Raw genomic sequence first — 15,068 nt, forward strand, 5'->3', positions numbered from 1 at the left:
GTGTGAACTTGCCCGAGGAAAAGTCGTGGATGCTCGATTGAATGCTTTTCTGGAACGCGCCGATGCGTTCCTCACCCGCCTGGAACCGCTGTTGCCTGCCACCCGCCAGGTGATCGACTGGGATCGCTGCCTGGCAGCGCGCTGGCAACGCGAGGGCCGTACGGGGTTCCTGTTGCCGCTTGAGGTCAGCCTGGACATGCGCCTGTCCGACCTGATCGGTGTCGACAAGCAGCGTGAGCAACTGGCTCGCAATACCCGTCAGTTCATCGATGGCCTGCCGGCCAACCATGCGCTGCTCTGGGGATCGCGTGGCACCGGCAAATCTTCGCTGGTGCGGGCTCTGCTGGCCGAACATGCCGGCGCCGGGCTGCGCCTGATCGAGATCGAGCGCGATCACCTGGCGGACCTGCCGCGGGTGGTGGAGCAACTGACGAAGCTGCCGCAGCGTTTCGTGCTGTTCTGTGATGACCTTTCGTTCGAGTCCGGCGAGGGTGACTACCGGGTGCTCAAGAGTGTGCTCGACGGCTCGCTGGAGCAGGCACCGGACAATGTGCTGTTGTATGCGACCTCGAACCGCCGGCACTTGGTCCCCGAGAAGGAAAGCGACAACGAGAACTGGAAACGCGTGGATGGTGAACTGCATCCGAGCGAAGCGGTGGAGGACAAGATCGCGCTCTCCGACCGCTTCGGGCTATGGCTGTCGTTCTATCCGTTCACCCAGGAGCATTACCTCAGCGTGGTCGAACACTGGATCGGCGAGTTGGCGCGCAAGGCCGGTTTGAAGTGGCAGCGCGATGCCGAGCTGGATGTCCTGGCGGTACGCTGGGCTACCGGACGGGGCAACCGCAACGGTCGTTGCGCCTATCAGTTTGCGCGTTATTGGGTTGGGTTGAAGTTGTTGGAGCAAGCACCATGATCGATTTGCAAAAGGCTGGCGCAGGACTGGACGGCTACGGCCTGCTCTGTGCGCAGTTGGAGTCGCTGTTGGCGGACGAGCGCGATTTCATCGCCAACTCGGCACAGTTCTCGGCGTTTCTGTTTAATCAGTTGGAGGACCTGAACTGGGCCGGTTTCTACCTCAACCGCGATGGCGAGCTGGTGCTCGGCCCGTTCCAGGGACAGATCGCCTGCGTGCGCATCGCCTTCGGGCGTGGTGTCTGCGGGGCGGCGGCGGCTAGCCTGCAAACCCAGCGGGTCGAGGATGTGCATGCGTTTCCCGGGCACATCGCCTGTGACAGCGCGTCGAACAGCGAACTGGTGGTACCGCTGGTCAAGGAAGGCAAGCTGATCGGCGTGCTCGACCTCGACAGCCCGCGCCTGGCCCGTTTCACCGTCGAGGACCAGGCGGGCATCGAGCAGTTGGCGGCGATTTTCCTGCGCCTGACCGACTGCTGATCCGGCCTCAGGCCTTCAGTCCCGCCTTGGCCAAGAGCCCCGGTACGTCGATTGCGTCGATCTGCTGGGGCTGCAGGTAGCTGTTGGCGTAGTGCAGGTAGATTTCCTCCTGCATGAACAGCTCGAACAACTGCGGGTCGATATGGGCGTCTCGGCACATCGCGGCCATGATGCCCAACGCCTCGCTCAGTGACTTGGCCTTCTTGTAGGGGCGGTCGGCAGCGGTCAGTGCCTCGAAGATATCGGCAATCGCCATCATGCGTGCCGGCAGGCTCATCTGCTCGCGCTTCAGCCGTTTTGGATAACCGGTACCGTCCATCTTCTCGTGATGGCCACCAGCGATTTCCGCGACCGTCGACAGATGGCCGGGGAAGGGCAGGCGGCTGAGCATGATGATCGTCTGCACCATGTGGTCATTGATGATGTAGCGTTCTTCGCGGGTCAGCGTACCGCGGGTGATGCTCAGGTTGTACAGCTCGCCGCGGTTGAACTTGTGGGATGGCACGTCGAGCTGAAAACCCCAGGGATTGTTGGCTGGCATCCGTTCGTTGTCGTTGCGTTCGAGCAGGTGTTCGGGTTTGTCGGCCAGCAGGTACTCGGTCACGGGCAAGGTCGGTGAGTGGGTGCGAGCCTGGCGTTTGTTCTCCTCCCAGGAGACGCCCAGACGGTCGTCCAGGGTTCGGCTCCAGGTGCGCTGGGCGATGGTGCGCAAACGTTGCAGATCGGCCTCGGCCATGGCCTCGCCGCCGAGGTTGCATTGCGCGACGAAGGCAAAGTCGTTGTCCAGGGCACTCAGGCGGGCATCCCGCGAGGCCGCCAGTGCCTGTTCGTCGGCGTCATCCGTGGCGCGTGTCTGCCAATACTCGATCCAGACATCGCGCTTGAGCACTTCGAAGCGCGTGCGTATTTCGTGGATGCGGTCGTGGATGGTTTCCAGCTTGGTCGCCTTGTCGACTACGTACTCCGGCGTCGTGACCTTGCCGCAGTCATGCAGCCATGCCGCCACGTGCAGGGCCTCCCACTCGTCTTCGGAAGGATTGTAGTCCCGGAACGCCGGCTGTTCGCTGGCGGCCGCCGCCTTGGCCAGCATCAGGGTCAGCACGGGGACGCGCTGGCAATGACCGCCGGTGTAGGGACTCTTGGCGTCGATGGCGCCGGCCAGCAATTGAATGAAAGCATCGAGAAGTTGTTTCTGCCGGACCTGCAGGTGCTGGCTTTCGATGCAGGCTGCCGCAGTACCGGACACCGCACTGATAAAGGCGATCCGGTCCGGCCTGAGGTTTTCCAGGTCGGCTTCGGTGCCGCTGTCGGGCAGCAGCAATGCCAGGACACCGACGGTCTCACCGTGGCGGTTGTGCAGGCGAACGCCGATCAGGTGAATGCTCGGTGTCTCCAGGGCGATCATCACTTTCTGCAGATCACCGGCCTGCTCGAAGCCCAGGGTGCTGACCGTACTGTTGTTGCTGTCGAGTTGGCTCAGCCAGTCTGTCCGTCGGCTGTCGGTGATCGCGTCGCTGCGAATATCGAACAGTTGCAGGTCTTGCTGAACGCCATCGATGATCAGGCCCTGGGGTTCCAGCCGCCGGCTTTCGCCATTGACCAGATAGAGCAGGCCCGCACGGGCTTGTCCAATCTTCATCGTTTCGTTGAGCACCAGTTGCAACAACTGTTCGAAACGGGTTTCCGCCGACAGGCTGGCGGATATCTCGAAGAAACTGGCGAGCGTGCCCTTCATCCGGCTCATCGAGACAGTCAGTTGGTCGACTTCCAGCACCGGCGAGTTTGGCGTGGCCGGGTAGTTGAAGTTGAAGCTGCGGATCGCATCGGCTTCGCGGACCAGCGCATGCAGCGGCTTGACCAGGATCCTCGAGGTCAGCCAGCCCAGCGGCAGGCACATCAGCAATGTCGCGAGGGTCAGCAATGCACCCTGCCAGCGCATCCGGTAGGCATCGGCCAGCAACTGGTCCTCTGGCACCAGCAGGGCCAGGTGCAAGCCGTTCGGCCCGCCTTCGGCGAGATCGCTGCGGGCGACGATCCATCGCCGATCCTGGGTAGTCATGTGGCGACCGGGTTTGTTGGCCGGGTCCATGAACTGCTGCAGGGCGGGGCCCAGCTTGCGGACGGGGGTCAACCGATCGCCACCCTGGGCGGTCACCTTGCTGTAGTCGGGGTAGGCCACCGCGTTGCCCAGTTCGTCGAACAGGACGATCTCGGTATCGGGGGTGACCTTGTGCTTGCCCAGGGTGGCCGACAGGTCCGCCAGCGTCAGGTCGGCAGCCACCACCACCGTCGATGAACTGCGCCGGGCCAGGGTGGTGCCGACATTGTGGGTCGAGAAGAATACGTAGGGTGCTGTGGTGATCTGCCCGATACCGCCCAGTGCCGTGTCGAACCAGGCACGGCTGCGAGGATCATAGAGTTCCTCGGGGTTTTCCTGGCGGCTGATCAGGGTAAGGTTGGCATCGTAGAACAGTGATAGCGACTGAACGCTGCCTTTGTCTACATCGCGTTCGATGCTCCAGACCTGGAAGGCAGCGTTCTCCGGGCCCTTGACGTAGGCGCGTAGTGCCGGCTCGCGCAGAGGGCGGACCATGAAGAAGTCGCCGTCGGTGTAGCCCAGGTAAAGCGAGGCGAGGTCGGGATTGTCGTTGAGCGCCTGGGTAAAGGGCCTGAGCAGGGTCAGGCGTTCTTCCAGGGTGGTTGCCGAGTTGCATTTATCGATGGCCAGCAGGCTCAGCAAGTGGCGGATCGGTTGGTAGGTGTTCTGCAGGTCCCGCTGGACATCCTCCTGGATCTTGCCGAAGAGCTTTTCGCTGCTGGATAGGATGATGCTGGTGGTGTGCCGATAGTTGAATATCCCAAGGAGCGTGCCGGTCAGTAACAGCAGGCAGGTGAACAGGATGCTGATATGGATGTGCAGCGGGAACCGGCGCTTCTGGACGGGCGTCGAACTGGGCATCGCAGCTATCTCCTTGGTGGTGCGGTGCACTGCTCAGCGTCCAGGGACAGTCAATGGTTCGCCGAAGCGGCGGCGGTCACATTTCCCTTATGGCCCTGCCTGAGGTGGGGCTGTGCACGGAACATGCCCAGCCCAGGGCAGTTTTACTCCATTTGAGGGGGATTTGTCTGGTGGCTGGGGCCATCCTGTACGGATTTTTTTTTATCCAGTTCATCGAGGTGCTGCCGTAGGGCCTTCTCCAGTGTCGACAGGGTCTGAACGACCGCCTCACGGGCGCTTTCGATCGTACTCGCGGCGGCATTCCGCTCACAGGCGGATTCGAGTCTTTCGCACTGCTCGACCAGGGTAGCGGCCTGGATGATTCGGGCTGCTCCCTTGATCTTGTGCGCGAGGTCGATGAAGGCTGTCGCGCCGAAGCCCTGGGGCATTGCCTGCAGTTCCTGGCGGTCGGCCTCGCAACTGTTGAGCAGTTCGTCCATCAACCGGCGCACCAACTGCGGTTCTCCGCCGGTCAAGGCGTTCAGGCCTTCGACACTGAACGGTGGGTCGAACGGCAGCGCCCGCAGATCGGCAAGTTTCCTGCTCAGGGCGGCCAGGCTGATGGGCTTGAACAGGCAGTCGTCCATTCCGGCCTGCAGGCAACGGGCGCGTTCTTCCGGTTGGGCGTTGGCGGTGAAACCGAACACCGTGCAGCGCGGCAGTGCATGTTGCGCCTCGTGGTCGCGCAGTTGGCGGGTCAGGTCATAACCATTCATGACGGGCATGTTGCAATCGACGATCACCAGGTCGAAGTGTTCTTCCTTCCAGAGTTGCAGGCCGGTAGCGCCATTCTGCGCAGTGTTGTAGTGATGGCCGAGGTAGCCGAGTTGCTGGCACATCAACAGGCGGTTGGCCGGATGATCATCGACCACCAGCACATTCAACTCATGCACGGCTGGGGGGATTTCCGGTTCGCGCTCGACCTGTCCCAACAGCGGCTCCAGGCTCTCCAACCTGAGGGATACCGTGACCTGCGTGCCCTGTCCGGGTACGCTGGCGAGCGTCAGCGTGCCGCCCATCATTTCACAGAGGCTGCGGCAGATCACCAGCCCGAGCCCTGCGCCGCTGCGGGCCAACTGGCCGGAATTGTCGGCCTGGGCAAAGGGTTGGAACAGGCGTACCTGGTCGGCTTCGCTGATTCCGATGCCGGTATCTTCGACCCGCAGTTGTACCTCGACCTGGCGTCCCGAGTCGGTGGGCTGAAGAGCCAGGCCGACACGGATCTGACCCTGCTCCGTGAACTTGATCGCGTTGCTGATCAGGTTGGACAGGATCTGCTTGAAGCGCAGCGGGTCGACCAGCACGTCACAACGACGCTCGCGGACCGGCTCTTCCATGACCAGACTCAGGCTTTTCTGGCGTGCCAGGCCATCGAAGACCCGCACCACCGAATCCACCAGGTCCTCCAGGCTGACCCGCTCGGGGGAAAGGCTCAGGCGTCCGGACTCGATACGGGCGATATCGAGGATATCGCCGATCAGCTCCAGCAGGTCCCTGGCCGAGTTGTAGGCGACTTCGATGGCCGGGCGGTCGAGATGGCCCTGGTCGGCGCGTTTCAGGGTCAGTTCGAGCATGCCGATCACGGCATTCATGGGCGTACGGATTTCATGGCTCATGGTCGCCAGGAAGGTGCTCTTGGCGCGGTTCGCGTCATCGGCCTGATTCTTGGCGCTGCGCAGCTCCTCGAACAATTGGCGCCGCTCGCTGATGTCGATCCAGCCGCCGATGATGCCCTGCACCTCTCCCAGGGAGTTTCGGTAAGGCAGTATCCAGTGATAGATGGTCAGCTCGCGGCCCCGGATGTGCAGGGTGCGATCGCAGATTCTCGCGGTACCTTCCTCCATGACCTGCTGGTAGTCGGCCTGGTACTCGCTGGCCTCCTGTTCGTTGCCGAGTGCCCGCGCACCTTCCAGCGCACTTTTGCCGACCAGGTCTTCCAGTTTCGCCGAGAAGGCTTGCAGATAGCTGTCGTTGCAGGTCTGCAGCAAGCCCTGGCGGTCGCGTACGTAGATCGGGTGCGGCGTACCGTTGACCAGGGCGCGCATGAATTCGAACTGGTCGCTCAGCGCTCGTTCCGCCAATTGGCGCTGACGGATCTGCCGTCGCATGTAGGCGTTCCAGGTCAGCGACAGCAGTAACAGCACGCTGGCGCCGATGATGATCTGGATGATCAGGCGCTGATAGTTGCGCCAGTAACTGTCGGAGGCTGGTGTGTATCCGCGCCAGCGGCTGTTGACGATACCCAGCTCGTCGGGGGCGATGCTCAGCAGCGCCTTGTCTAGGATCGAACCCAGCTCGGTCGCGCCGCGGGCGGTGGCGAGGGCGAAGACCGCCTGCTGGGTGCCGATGGTCGCGCTGATCTGCAGCTTGTCATCGAACACCTGCGAGGCGATCAGGTAATTGGCGATCACCAGCGACCCCACGGCACCTTCCACCTGGCCCTGGGCGAGCAGTTCGACGGCCTTGAGACTGTCATCGGTTTCCACCAGGCGGACCCGTGGGTACTCCCGGTGCAGGTAGTCGATCAACGGGTTGCCACGGGTGATGGCCAGGCGCTTGTCCTGCATCTGCTCGAGGTTGGCGGGGCTGTCCTGGCTCCGGGTGTTCAGCAGGACGAAAGAGTTCTCCATGTAGGGCCGACTGAAGTGCAGCAGGTCCTCACGGGCGTTGGTCGGGCTGATGGCCGCGATGATATCGGCCTTGCCGCTGCCGACCCGGTTGATCATGTCGTCCAGGTTGCGCGATTTCTGGATGTCGAAGCGCAAGCCGGTGCGCAGGCGAATCAGTTCAAGCAGGTCGGCGGTTACGCCGCGAAAGTTGCCGTCGGCATCGAAGAAGGTAATCGGCGCCAGGGCCTCGTTGACCACCACGCGCACCTGCGGATTGGCCTTGAGCCACTGCGTCTCGCGTGGGCTCAGTTGCAGCTTGTGGTCGGTCAGCAGGATATCGCTGCCGGCACTCCAGCGTTGCGCGATGCTTTCGCGCTCGCCGGTGGGGATGGCCTTGAGGACGTTGTTGACGATGCCCAGCAGCATCGGCTCGTCGCCGCGTACGGCAAAACTGAAACCGTAGGCTTCATGCTTGCCGAAATTGGCCATCTTCACGTTGCGCAGGTAGCCCTTGTTGATCAGGTAGTGGGTCGAGATGGTGTCGCCGAGGAACACGTCGGCCTGGTCGAAGGCCACGGCATTGATGGCATTGAGGTAGGACGGATAGAACTGGATGATCGCTTCGGGGTACTGCGCCTTTATCTCGTCCAGCGGCAGGTAGTGATAGACCATGCTCAGGCGCATGCCTGCCAGGCCGTCGGTCAACGAGCGCGTTTCGCCCTCGCGGGTGACCAGCACTGGCTGGTCGATGGCGTAGGGGATCGACAGCGAGATGTTCTTGTTGACGGCCTCGAAGCCGTTGGCACTACCCAGCAGGTCGATCTGGCCGTCCCCCAGTGCCTGGATTGCCGCCTCCCGTGTGGCGAAGCTGTGTACCTTGACGGGCAGCCCAAGGGCGCTGGCAAGAATGCCTGCATAGTCCGCAGTGATCCCTTCGTAGTCGCGCCCGCTGGCGGTGATATCGAACGGCGGATAGTCCGGGGAGGAGGTACCCAGTACCAGCCCACGTCGATTCTGTATCCAGCGGCGTTGCTCCTGGTCGAGCCGCACCTCCATAGGGGAAGTGCCCGAGCGGCTGAGCAGGGCGAAGCTGGTAACCTCGTCGGGTTTTGCATGCGCTGACAGACACAGGAATATTCCCGTGATAATTGTCAGATAATCCTTCAAGCGCGTGGGCATCCGTTTTCTCACACTACCGCGTTGCGTTTGGCCATTTCGATCAACTCTACAAGGGTCTTGGCTTTCAGTTTTTGCATCAGGCGCTTCTTGTAGGTGCTGACAGTCTTGTTGCTGAGGAACATGCCCTTGGCGATTTCCTTGTTTGTCCTGCCTTGGGCGAATAATTGCAATACCATCAATTCCCGGTCGTTCACCAGTTTGAAAAGTTCCATTTCCGGATTGATGACTTCATCTTTTCGACCACCAATCAGCGCCTGGCTGGGAAAGTAATTGTAGCCGGATAATACTGCCTTGACCGCGCTCATCAGTTCGCTCAAATCCTCGGTCTTGCAGACATATCCCGCAGCTCCCGATTGCATGCAGCGAATGGCGAACAGCGAGGGCGATTGTCCGGTCAGCACCAGGGTTTTCAGTGGCAGGTTCATTCCGTCCAGGCGGGCCAGCACTTCCAGGCCGTCCAGCTTGGGGATGCTGACATCGAGGATGACGAGATCCGGCATGCACTCGCGGACCATCTGCATGGCGTCTACGCCATTATCCGTTTCACCCACTATCTCATAACAATCTTCCTGTTCCAGCAATATGCGAATGGCAAGACGGACCACCGGATGGTCGTCGACGATAAAAACCGAGTTCATAATAAATCCCATGCGAGCTGCGTAGAAAGCGCGCACATTAGCTCACTTGCTTCCCGAGACACATGAATAGAGATGCCTACAGAAGCTGTATAGGAATATTCCTACTTTAATTGAGCTGTCGACTTACATCCTGATCGAACTGAAAATAGGGATTTGTCTGCTTTTATAATTTTTTGTTATTAATGAGGGTGAAATGTTTAAATTCGTTTAGCGATATTTAGGATTGGTCCTACGTGTTTTCAGGGGCTCTTTGTAGTCCTGTATGCAATTGGCCGGGGTGTCCCTGGCACCGGCCAACATTCACGTTCTCTCTTCTACGATGGAATTGCGCGTGTGCCCAGGACGTTTCGCAGGGCGGGCCCGTTGAGGGGTTTGCTCAGGCAGCCCAGCAAGGGAATATGACGCAGCAAGGCGGTCTGGTTGAGTATCCGCAGTTCTTCGAGGCTGAGGCTGCTGAGCAGGATCGCCTGCCTGATCTTGCCGCGCTGATTGGCCTTGTGGATCAGTTCCAGCCCCGGTATATCGGGCAGGCACTGGTCGCAGAGCATCAGGTCGAAGGGGATTGATGTGGTTTCCATTGCCCTCAGGGCCTCGGTTGCGTTGGAGGCTGGGGTGAGAAGGTGGAAACCGTAGCTGTTGAGCAGGCTCTGCGTAGCGGCCAGTTGAAAGGGGTGATCCTCCACCAGCAATACGCGCAGGTTTTCTTTGCACATGTGATCTTCCAGGCGGGCTACCTGTTTCGAACAAGGCTTGGTGACAGGCACGCGGTGAAGTGTCGAGCCTGGAGAAAGGAGCTTGTCGAGCGAGGAGGCGGATTGAGTCTGAGCGGCAGACTAAGAGGGGAATGGATTATTTCAGCGTGTCGAACGAAAGCTCCATCAGGTGATTCCTCGGCAAATGTAGGCTCCCTCTGCGTGGCTTGCGGGGTGACGTTCCTCGGCAAGCACGGGCGTCCTTGCCGAGGACAGGGCCAGCAGCGTCACTGGGGGCTGGAGCGCCCGGTCATTTCCCTGGCCATTTCGGTGGCGTAGCTGTCGGTCATGCCGGCGATGAAGTCGATCATGCGCAGGAACGACCGGTGCAGCGACCAGTCCGGGTGTGGAGCATTGTTGCCGAGCAGGTCGAGAATCCGTCGATTCTTGAACGATGGCGTACGGCCTCCCTGCTGCTCCAGGGCGGCACCACAGAACGCGTTCAAGAGAATCTCCAGGGTGGTGTAGGCACCGATTTCGTGAAGCGTCTTGCGTTTGTCCTGGAAGATTTTCCTGCGGGCGATGTCCTTGGCGTTGAGGACGCAGCGCTTGGCCGGGCCATGCATGTGTTCCACCAGATCTCCCGACAAGGTGCCAGCCAGCAGGTCGTCCTGCTGCTCGACGAAGGCCCGGGCGGCGGCGTTGGTCAGATGCTCGATGGCCTTACCCCGCAGGATGGCCAGCTTGCGCCGGCGGGAGTCCTGCGGCCCCAGTTGCCGATAGGTTTCCGGCAGGTCGTCGCCGACCAGGCCAAGCAGCAGCGATTCGACCTGTTCGTATTCGAGCAGATCCATCTCCAGGCCGTCCTCCAGATCGATCAGGGCATAGCAGATGTCGTCGGCGGCCTCCATCAGGTAGACCAACGGATGCCGGGCCCAGCGCTGTTCTTCCAGTTGCGGCAGGCCGAGCTTGTGGGCGATCTGTTCGAGGATCGGCAACTCGCTCTGGTAGCAGCCGAACTTGTGCTTCTTGTAACCCAGCGAGTCGGCGTGACGGGCGCTCCAGGGGTACTTGAGGTAGGTGCCGAGGGTCGCGTAGGTCAGGCGGGTGCCGCCGTCGAACTGGTGATACTCCAGTTGGGTCAGTACCCGGAATCCCTGGGCATTGCCCTCGAAATTGAGAAAATCGGCCCGCTCGGCAACGCTCATGTCGTCCAGCCAGCCACGCCCGGCGGCCTGCTGGAACCAGTGACGGATCGCGTCTTCACCCGAATGCCCGAAAGGCGGGTTGCCGATGTCATGGGCCAGGCAGGCCGACTGCACGACCATCCCCAGGTCACTGGGTTCGCACCAGTCGGGCAGGGCGTCACGCAGGGTCTCGCCGACGCGCATGCCGAGGGAACGACCGACACAACTGACTTCCAGCGAATGGGTCAGGCGGGTGTGGATGTGGTCGTTGCTCGATACCGGGTGCACCTGGGTCTTGCGGCCCAGGCGGCGGAACGCTCCAGAGAAGATGATACGGTCATGGTCTTTGTGGAACGGACTGCGGCCCAGCTCTTGCGGGCTGTGCAGGGGCTTTCCCAGGCGTTCGCGGTTTAGCAGGGTTTGCCAGTCCAAGGCGGGTTCCCTCCATCGGATGATCGAACCGCCAGCTTCCCGGTTAGCTGGCGCGTCTGCAAGCAAAAACTGCTAGAGCGCGGCGGCGTCGATGTCGATCAGCAGCAGGCGCTGCCCATCGTCAAACACTTGTCCGGCGGTCAGGCAGTACTGGTTGGTGGTGGCGTCGCGATAGGTGCCGGACAGGGTCAATCGACGTCCGTCCCAGCCCTCGGCGAGCAGGTGATAGAAGTACGGGCGCCAGGACCAGTTGTGCCCGACATAGCTGTGGTCGGCGTGCCAGGCCCGGTGGCGCCATTCCAGGTTCGGCGTGAGTTGTGTGCCATGGCGATCACACTGGTAGAAACGCAGCAGCCAGGGATAGTTGTCCAGCCGTGGCAGCCGGCTGAGCGGTGCCTGTGCCAGGGCCCAATCCTGAAGTAACCCCATCAGCTCGCCTAGCTGCAGGCGTAGTTTCATCAAGCGGTTCCGTTCGGCGAGTTTCTGCTGTACGTAGCGCTCGCGCAGTTCGGCGAATTGGGCAACGAAGGTATCGCTGGGAAAAAAATCCTGTTCGGCCTTGGCGAACAGATAACCCTGGACGTAGCGTGATCCGCACTCCAGGGCGAAGCTCAGTTCTTCCGCCGTTTCGACCCCCTCGGCGATGATCCAGCAGCCGGTTTTTTCCGCCATCTGCGCGAGCGCCTTGACCACCTCGCTGCTGGGGCCGCCACGAGCCGCCGCCTGGAACAGGCGCATATCGAGCTTGAGAATGTCCGGCTGCAGGGCCAGTACCCGATCCAACTGCGAGTAGCCGGCACCAAAATCGTCGATGGCGATCCGCGCGCCGGCTTCGCGATAGCGCTCGACAACCTGCGCGAGCTGCCTGGCATCGCCGTCCAGCTCGGTGATCTCGAAGACGATGCGTGCCGGATCAACCCCGTGCCGCTGCAACTGTTGCAGGCTAGGCAGGATCTGTCCCGGTTGCAGGAGGCTGATCCAGCGCGGCGATATGTTGAGGCTCAGGAACCACTCGACCGGGGCTTCGTGCAGGCGCCCAAGGGCGTTGTCGCGCAGTTGCCGGTCAAGGTCCAGCAGGGCTGTCTCGGGGGTAAGGGGGTCTTCGAACAGGGGCCCGACGGAGATTAATTGGCCGTCATCCTGGCGCAACCGTCCCAGGGCCTCGACACCGGCAATCCGCCCGGTGGCGGTGTCGATGAAGGGCTGAAAGCAAGCGAGCGGTTGCCCGTCGATCACGGAGCCTCCTGAGGCAGGTTGGCGATTGTTCACGGGCGGACAGGGGCTCGAGGCGCCAATCGCCGAAAACAACCGGCGGTTATTGTTCGAGCCCTTGTCATTGCAAGAATGCAGCCAGATCCGCCGTGGTTTTCAGCGTTTTGCGGATGAGCCCTGCATCGCCAGCTTGATCAGCGGCAATAGGCTGGTACCCAGGCGGATCAACCGGGACAGGCCGCCCGTGCCAGCACCCTTGGCGCCCTTGCCACCGAGGAACCCCAGCAGCGTGACCACGCCGATACCCCAGAGTGGCGCATGCTTGATGCCGAGGCTGGACTGCCAACTGCTCCCCAGCCCACGCATGCGCTGCAGCGGCAGCAGCAACTGCTGGGATTCGTGGCGAATTTCCTGTCGATGCATTTCCATGCGCAGGCGTATCAGAGCCTTGCGCATCTCCCGGCGCGAGTGGTTTTGTGGCAATTCTGGCAGGCTCATGGCAGTAGTCGCTTGCGGTCGTTGGCCAGCTCTTCGAGCGTGGCATGGAAAGGGGAGGACTCATCGAAGACTGCCGCCTTCAGGCGCAGGCCACAGAACAGCGCAGCCAGGCTATAGAAGACGCATAGGCCGATGATGCCGGTCAGGCGATAGGTATCCCAGACCAGGATCAGCACCAGTGCCGACAGCCCGATCAGCAACAGCAGGGCGAAGACCAGGGCCAGCCCTGCGAAGAGCAGCAGGCTGACGGTACGGGCCTTTTGTTCCTGCAACTCGATGCCGAACAGCTCGACATGGCTGTGCAGCAGGCCAAGAAAGGCAGCGCCCAGGCGCCGGGTGGAGGAGCCGGTGTTTTCCGTTTCGTCGTTAGCCATGATCAGCGCCGCGTCGCCAGCAGGCCGACCAGGAAGCCGATGCCGGCGGCGATACCCACCGATTGCCACGGATTGGCCTGGACATAGTCCTCGGCCGCCACCACCGCCTCCTTGCCCCGTTCCCGCAGGGACGCTTCAGTCAGTTGCAGGGTTTCCCGAGCCTTCAACAGGCTGTCGTGGATTTGCGCGCGCAACTCGTCGGCCTGGTCGCCAGCCAGGGTCGCGGTGTGTTCCAGCAGGCGTTCGGTGTCGCTGACCAGGGTCTGAAAATCCGCCATCAGTATTTCCTGAGCAGTCTTTGCCGTTTTGCTGACCATGGGGGCATATCTCCTTGAGAGGCGTGTGGAAGGTTCGAGTGCAGGCCTTGTCCGAAGGTTCACTGCAATCGACTGGTACAGCTTTTGCTGTGTGCTGGTGCGTGGTCGCGGGCACGTGCGCCGTATCCGGGCGTTTATGGGCGCGAACTGCGAAAACCTTACCCTAAATAATCGAAATACGCGGAAAAAACCGAAGCGGCCCCTGGCCCTGTTTTTCGTGCTGCGCCAAAGCGGTTCGCCGCCTGTCCGGCGTGCGCCAATAAAGTGCGAAAAATCGACGCGCCAAACAGCAGCGGTGCTTTTCCCTGACTTCAGGTCTGCCGTCCCATGGAAAATTTGCAAAGTGCCGTGGATAGTCTGGTCCATGGTTCCAACACCCTGTTCATCCTGCTCGGCGCGATCATGGTGCTGTTCATGCACGCCGGCTTCGCGTTTCTTGAGGTCGGCACCGTACGCCAGAAGAACCAGGTGAACGCGCTGTCGAAGATCCTCAGCGATTTCGCCATTTCGACCCTGGCCTATTTCTTCATCGGCTACTGGATCGCCTATGGCGTGAGCTTCCTGCACCCGGCGGCGCAGATCAGCGGCGACCACGGTTACGGGCTGGTGAAGTTCTTCTTCCTGCTGACCTTCGCCGCAGCCATCCCGGCGATCATCTCCGGAGGAATCGCCGAGCGGGCCAGGTTTGCCCCGCAATTGTGCGCCACGGCGCTGATCGTGGCCTTCGTCTACCCGTTTTTCGAGGGCATGGTCTGGAATGGCAACTTTGGCTTGCAGGCCTGGCTGTTGGGGCATTTTGGCGCAAGCTTCCATGACTTCGCCGGCTCCGTGGTGGTGCACGCCATGGGCGGCTGGCTGGCGTTGGCGGCAGTGTTGTTGCTGGGACCGCGCCAGGGGCGTTACCGCGAGGGCCGGTTGGTGGCATTCGCGCCGTCGAGCATTCCGTTCCTGGCACTGGGTTCTTGGATCCTTATCGTCGGCTGGTTCGGCTTCAACGTGATGAGTGCCCAGACCCTGCAGGGCGTCAGCGGGCTGGTGGCGGTCAACTCGCTGATGGCCATGGTTGGCGGAACGGTGGCGGCGCTGATCATCGGTCGCAACGACCCGGGGTTCCTGCATAACGGGCCGCTGGCCGGATTGGTGGCGATCTGCGCCGGCTCCGACCTGATGCACCCGGTCGGTGCCCTGGCGACCGGGGCGGTGGCGGGTGGCTTGTTCGTCTGGTGCTTCATCGCCGTTCAGAGCAAGTGGAAGATCGACGATGTGCTGGGCGTCTGGCCGCTACACGGCTTGTGCGGCGTGTGGGGCGGGATCGCCTGCGGTATCTTTGGCCAGCAGGCGTTGGGTGGGCTGGGCGGGGTCAGCCTGGTCAGCCAGTTGATCGGCACGACGCTGGGCGTGGTCGTGGCGCTGGCCGGCGGGTTTGCGGTGTATGGGCTGATCAAGGCGGTGCATGGGCTGCGGTTGAGCCAGGAGGAGGAGTACTACGGGGCCGACCTATCGATTCACAAGATCGGCGCCGTGAGCCAGGACTGAC

12 protein-coding genes are annotated in these 15,068 nt (G+C 61.6%); 3 read left to right on the forward strand and 9 right to left on the reverse strand.

What is annotated here, in order from left to right; all coding sequences use genetic code 11:
• Positions 1–25: 25 nt before the first annotated feature.
• Both AC6I6U_RS13195 and AC6I6U_RS13200 read left to right on the forward strand, forming a co-directional pair.
• Complete coding sequence (locus tag AC6I6U_RS13195) at positions 26–916, forward strand: ATP-binding protein (RefSeq protein ID WP_497882365.1); 891 nt, start codon at positions 26–28, stop codon at positions 914–916.
• Positions 913–1,395 (forward strand): GAF domain-containing protein, encoded by a 483-nt coding sequence (locus AC6I6U_RS13200; RefSeq protein WP_497882366.1) that lies wholly within the window; start codon positions 913–915, stop codon positions 1,393–1,395. Before AC6I6U_RS13195 ends, AC6I6U_RS13200 begins: the two co-directional genes overlap by 4 nt.
• A 7-nt stretch (positions 1,396–1,402) precedes the next feature.
• On the opposite strand, the gene AC6I6U_RS13205 is transcribed toward AC6I6U_RS13200, so the two are convergent.
• The 9 genes from AC6I6U_RS13205 to AC6I6U_RS13245 form a co-directional block, all read right to left on the reverse strand.
• On the reverse strand, positions 1,403–4,354 hold the full coding sequence (locus AC6I6U_RS13205; protein WP_497882367.1) for an HD-GYP domain-containing protein: 2,952 nt from the start codon (positions 4,352–4,354) through the stop codon (positions 1,403–1,405).
• A gap of 143 nt (positions 4,355–4,497) precedes the next feature.
• Entirely contained in the window at positions 4,498–8,181 is a 3,684-nt protein-coding gene (locus AC6I6U_RS13210) for a transporter substrate-binding domain-containing protein (protein ID WP_497882368.1), read from the reverse strand.
• Positions 8,182–8,189: 8 nt separating this feature from the next.
• A complete protein-coding gene (locus AC6I6U_RS13215) occupies positions 8,190–8,819 on the reverse strand; it encodes a response regulator transcription factor (protein ID WP_026007590.1) in 630 nt (209 codons plus the stop codon).
• 314 nt (positions 8,820–9,133) lie between these two features.
• On the reverse strand, positions 9,134–9,532 hold the full coding sequence (locus AC6I6U_RS13220; protein ID WP_497882369.1) for a response regulator: 399 nt from the start codon (positions 9,530–9,532) through the stop codon (positions 9,134–9,136).
• A gap of 266 nt (positions 9,533–9,798) precedes the next feature.
• On the reverse strand, positions 9,799–11,130 hold the full coding sequence (locus AC6I6U_RS13225; protein ID WP_497882370.1) for a deoxyguanosinetriphosphate triphosphohydrolase: 1,332 nt from the start codon (positions 11,128–11,130) through the stop codon (positions 9,799–9,801).
• Between the two features lie 72 nt (positions 11,131–11,202).
• Positions 11,203–12,366 carry an EAL domain-containing protein gene (locus tag AC6I6U_RS13230; RefSeq protein WP_497882371.1) on the reverse strand — a complete coding sequence of 388 codons (1,164 nt, stop codon included), beginning with the start codon at positions 12,364–12,366 and terminating at the stop codon, positions 11,203–11,205.
• 132 nt (positions 12,367–12,498) lie between these two features.
• Positions 12,499–12,840, reverse strand: a complete 342-nt coding sequence (locus tag AC6I6U_RS13235; RefSeq protein WP_497882372.1) for a hypothetical protein — start codon at positions 12,838–12,840, stop codon at positions 12,499–12,501.
• Positions 12,837–13,214, reverse strand: a complete 378-nt coding sequence (locus tag AC6I6U_RS13240; RefSeq protein WP_497882373.1) for a phage holin family protein — start codon at positions 13,212–13,214, stop codon at positions 12,837–12,839. The genes AC6I6U_RS13235 and AC6I6U_RS13240 overlap by 4 nt, the downstream gene beginning before the upstream one ends.
• 2 nt (positions 13,215–13,216) lie before the next feature.
• The gene (locus tag AC6I6U_RS13245) at positions 13,217–13,531 is read right to left on the reverse strand and encodes an ElaB/YgaM/YqjD family protein (protein ID WP_497882374.1); all 315 of its coding nucleotides are present in this window, start codon (positions 13,529–13,531) and stop codon (positions 13,217–13,219) included.
• A gap of 327 nt (positions 13,532–13,858) precedes the next feature.
• Between AC6I6U_RS13245 and AC6I6U_RS13250 the strand changes: the two genes are divergently transcribed.
• On the forward strand, positions 13,859–15,067 hold the full coding sequence (locus tag AC6I6U_RS13250) for an ammonium transporter (RefSeq protein WP_497882375.1): 1,209 nt from the start codon (positions 13,859–13,861) through the stop codon (positions 15,065–15,067).
• The last annotated feature ends 1 nt before the right edge of the window (position 15,068 follow it).

It is taken from the genome of Pseudomonas sp. UTLPPB19802 (assembly GCF_059730225.1).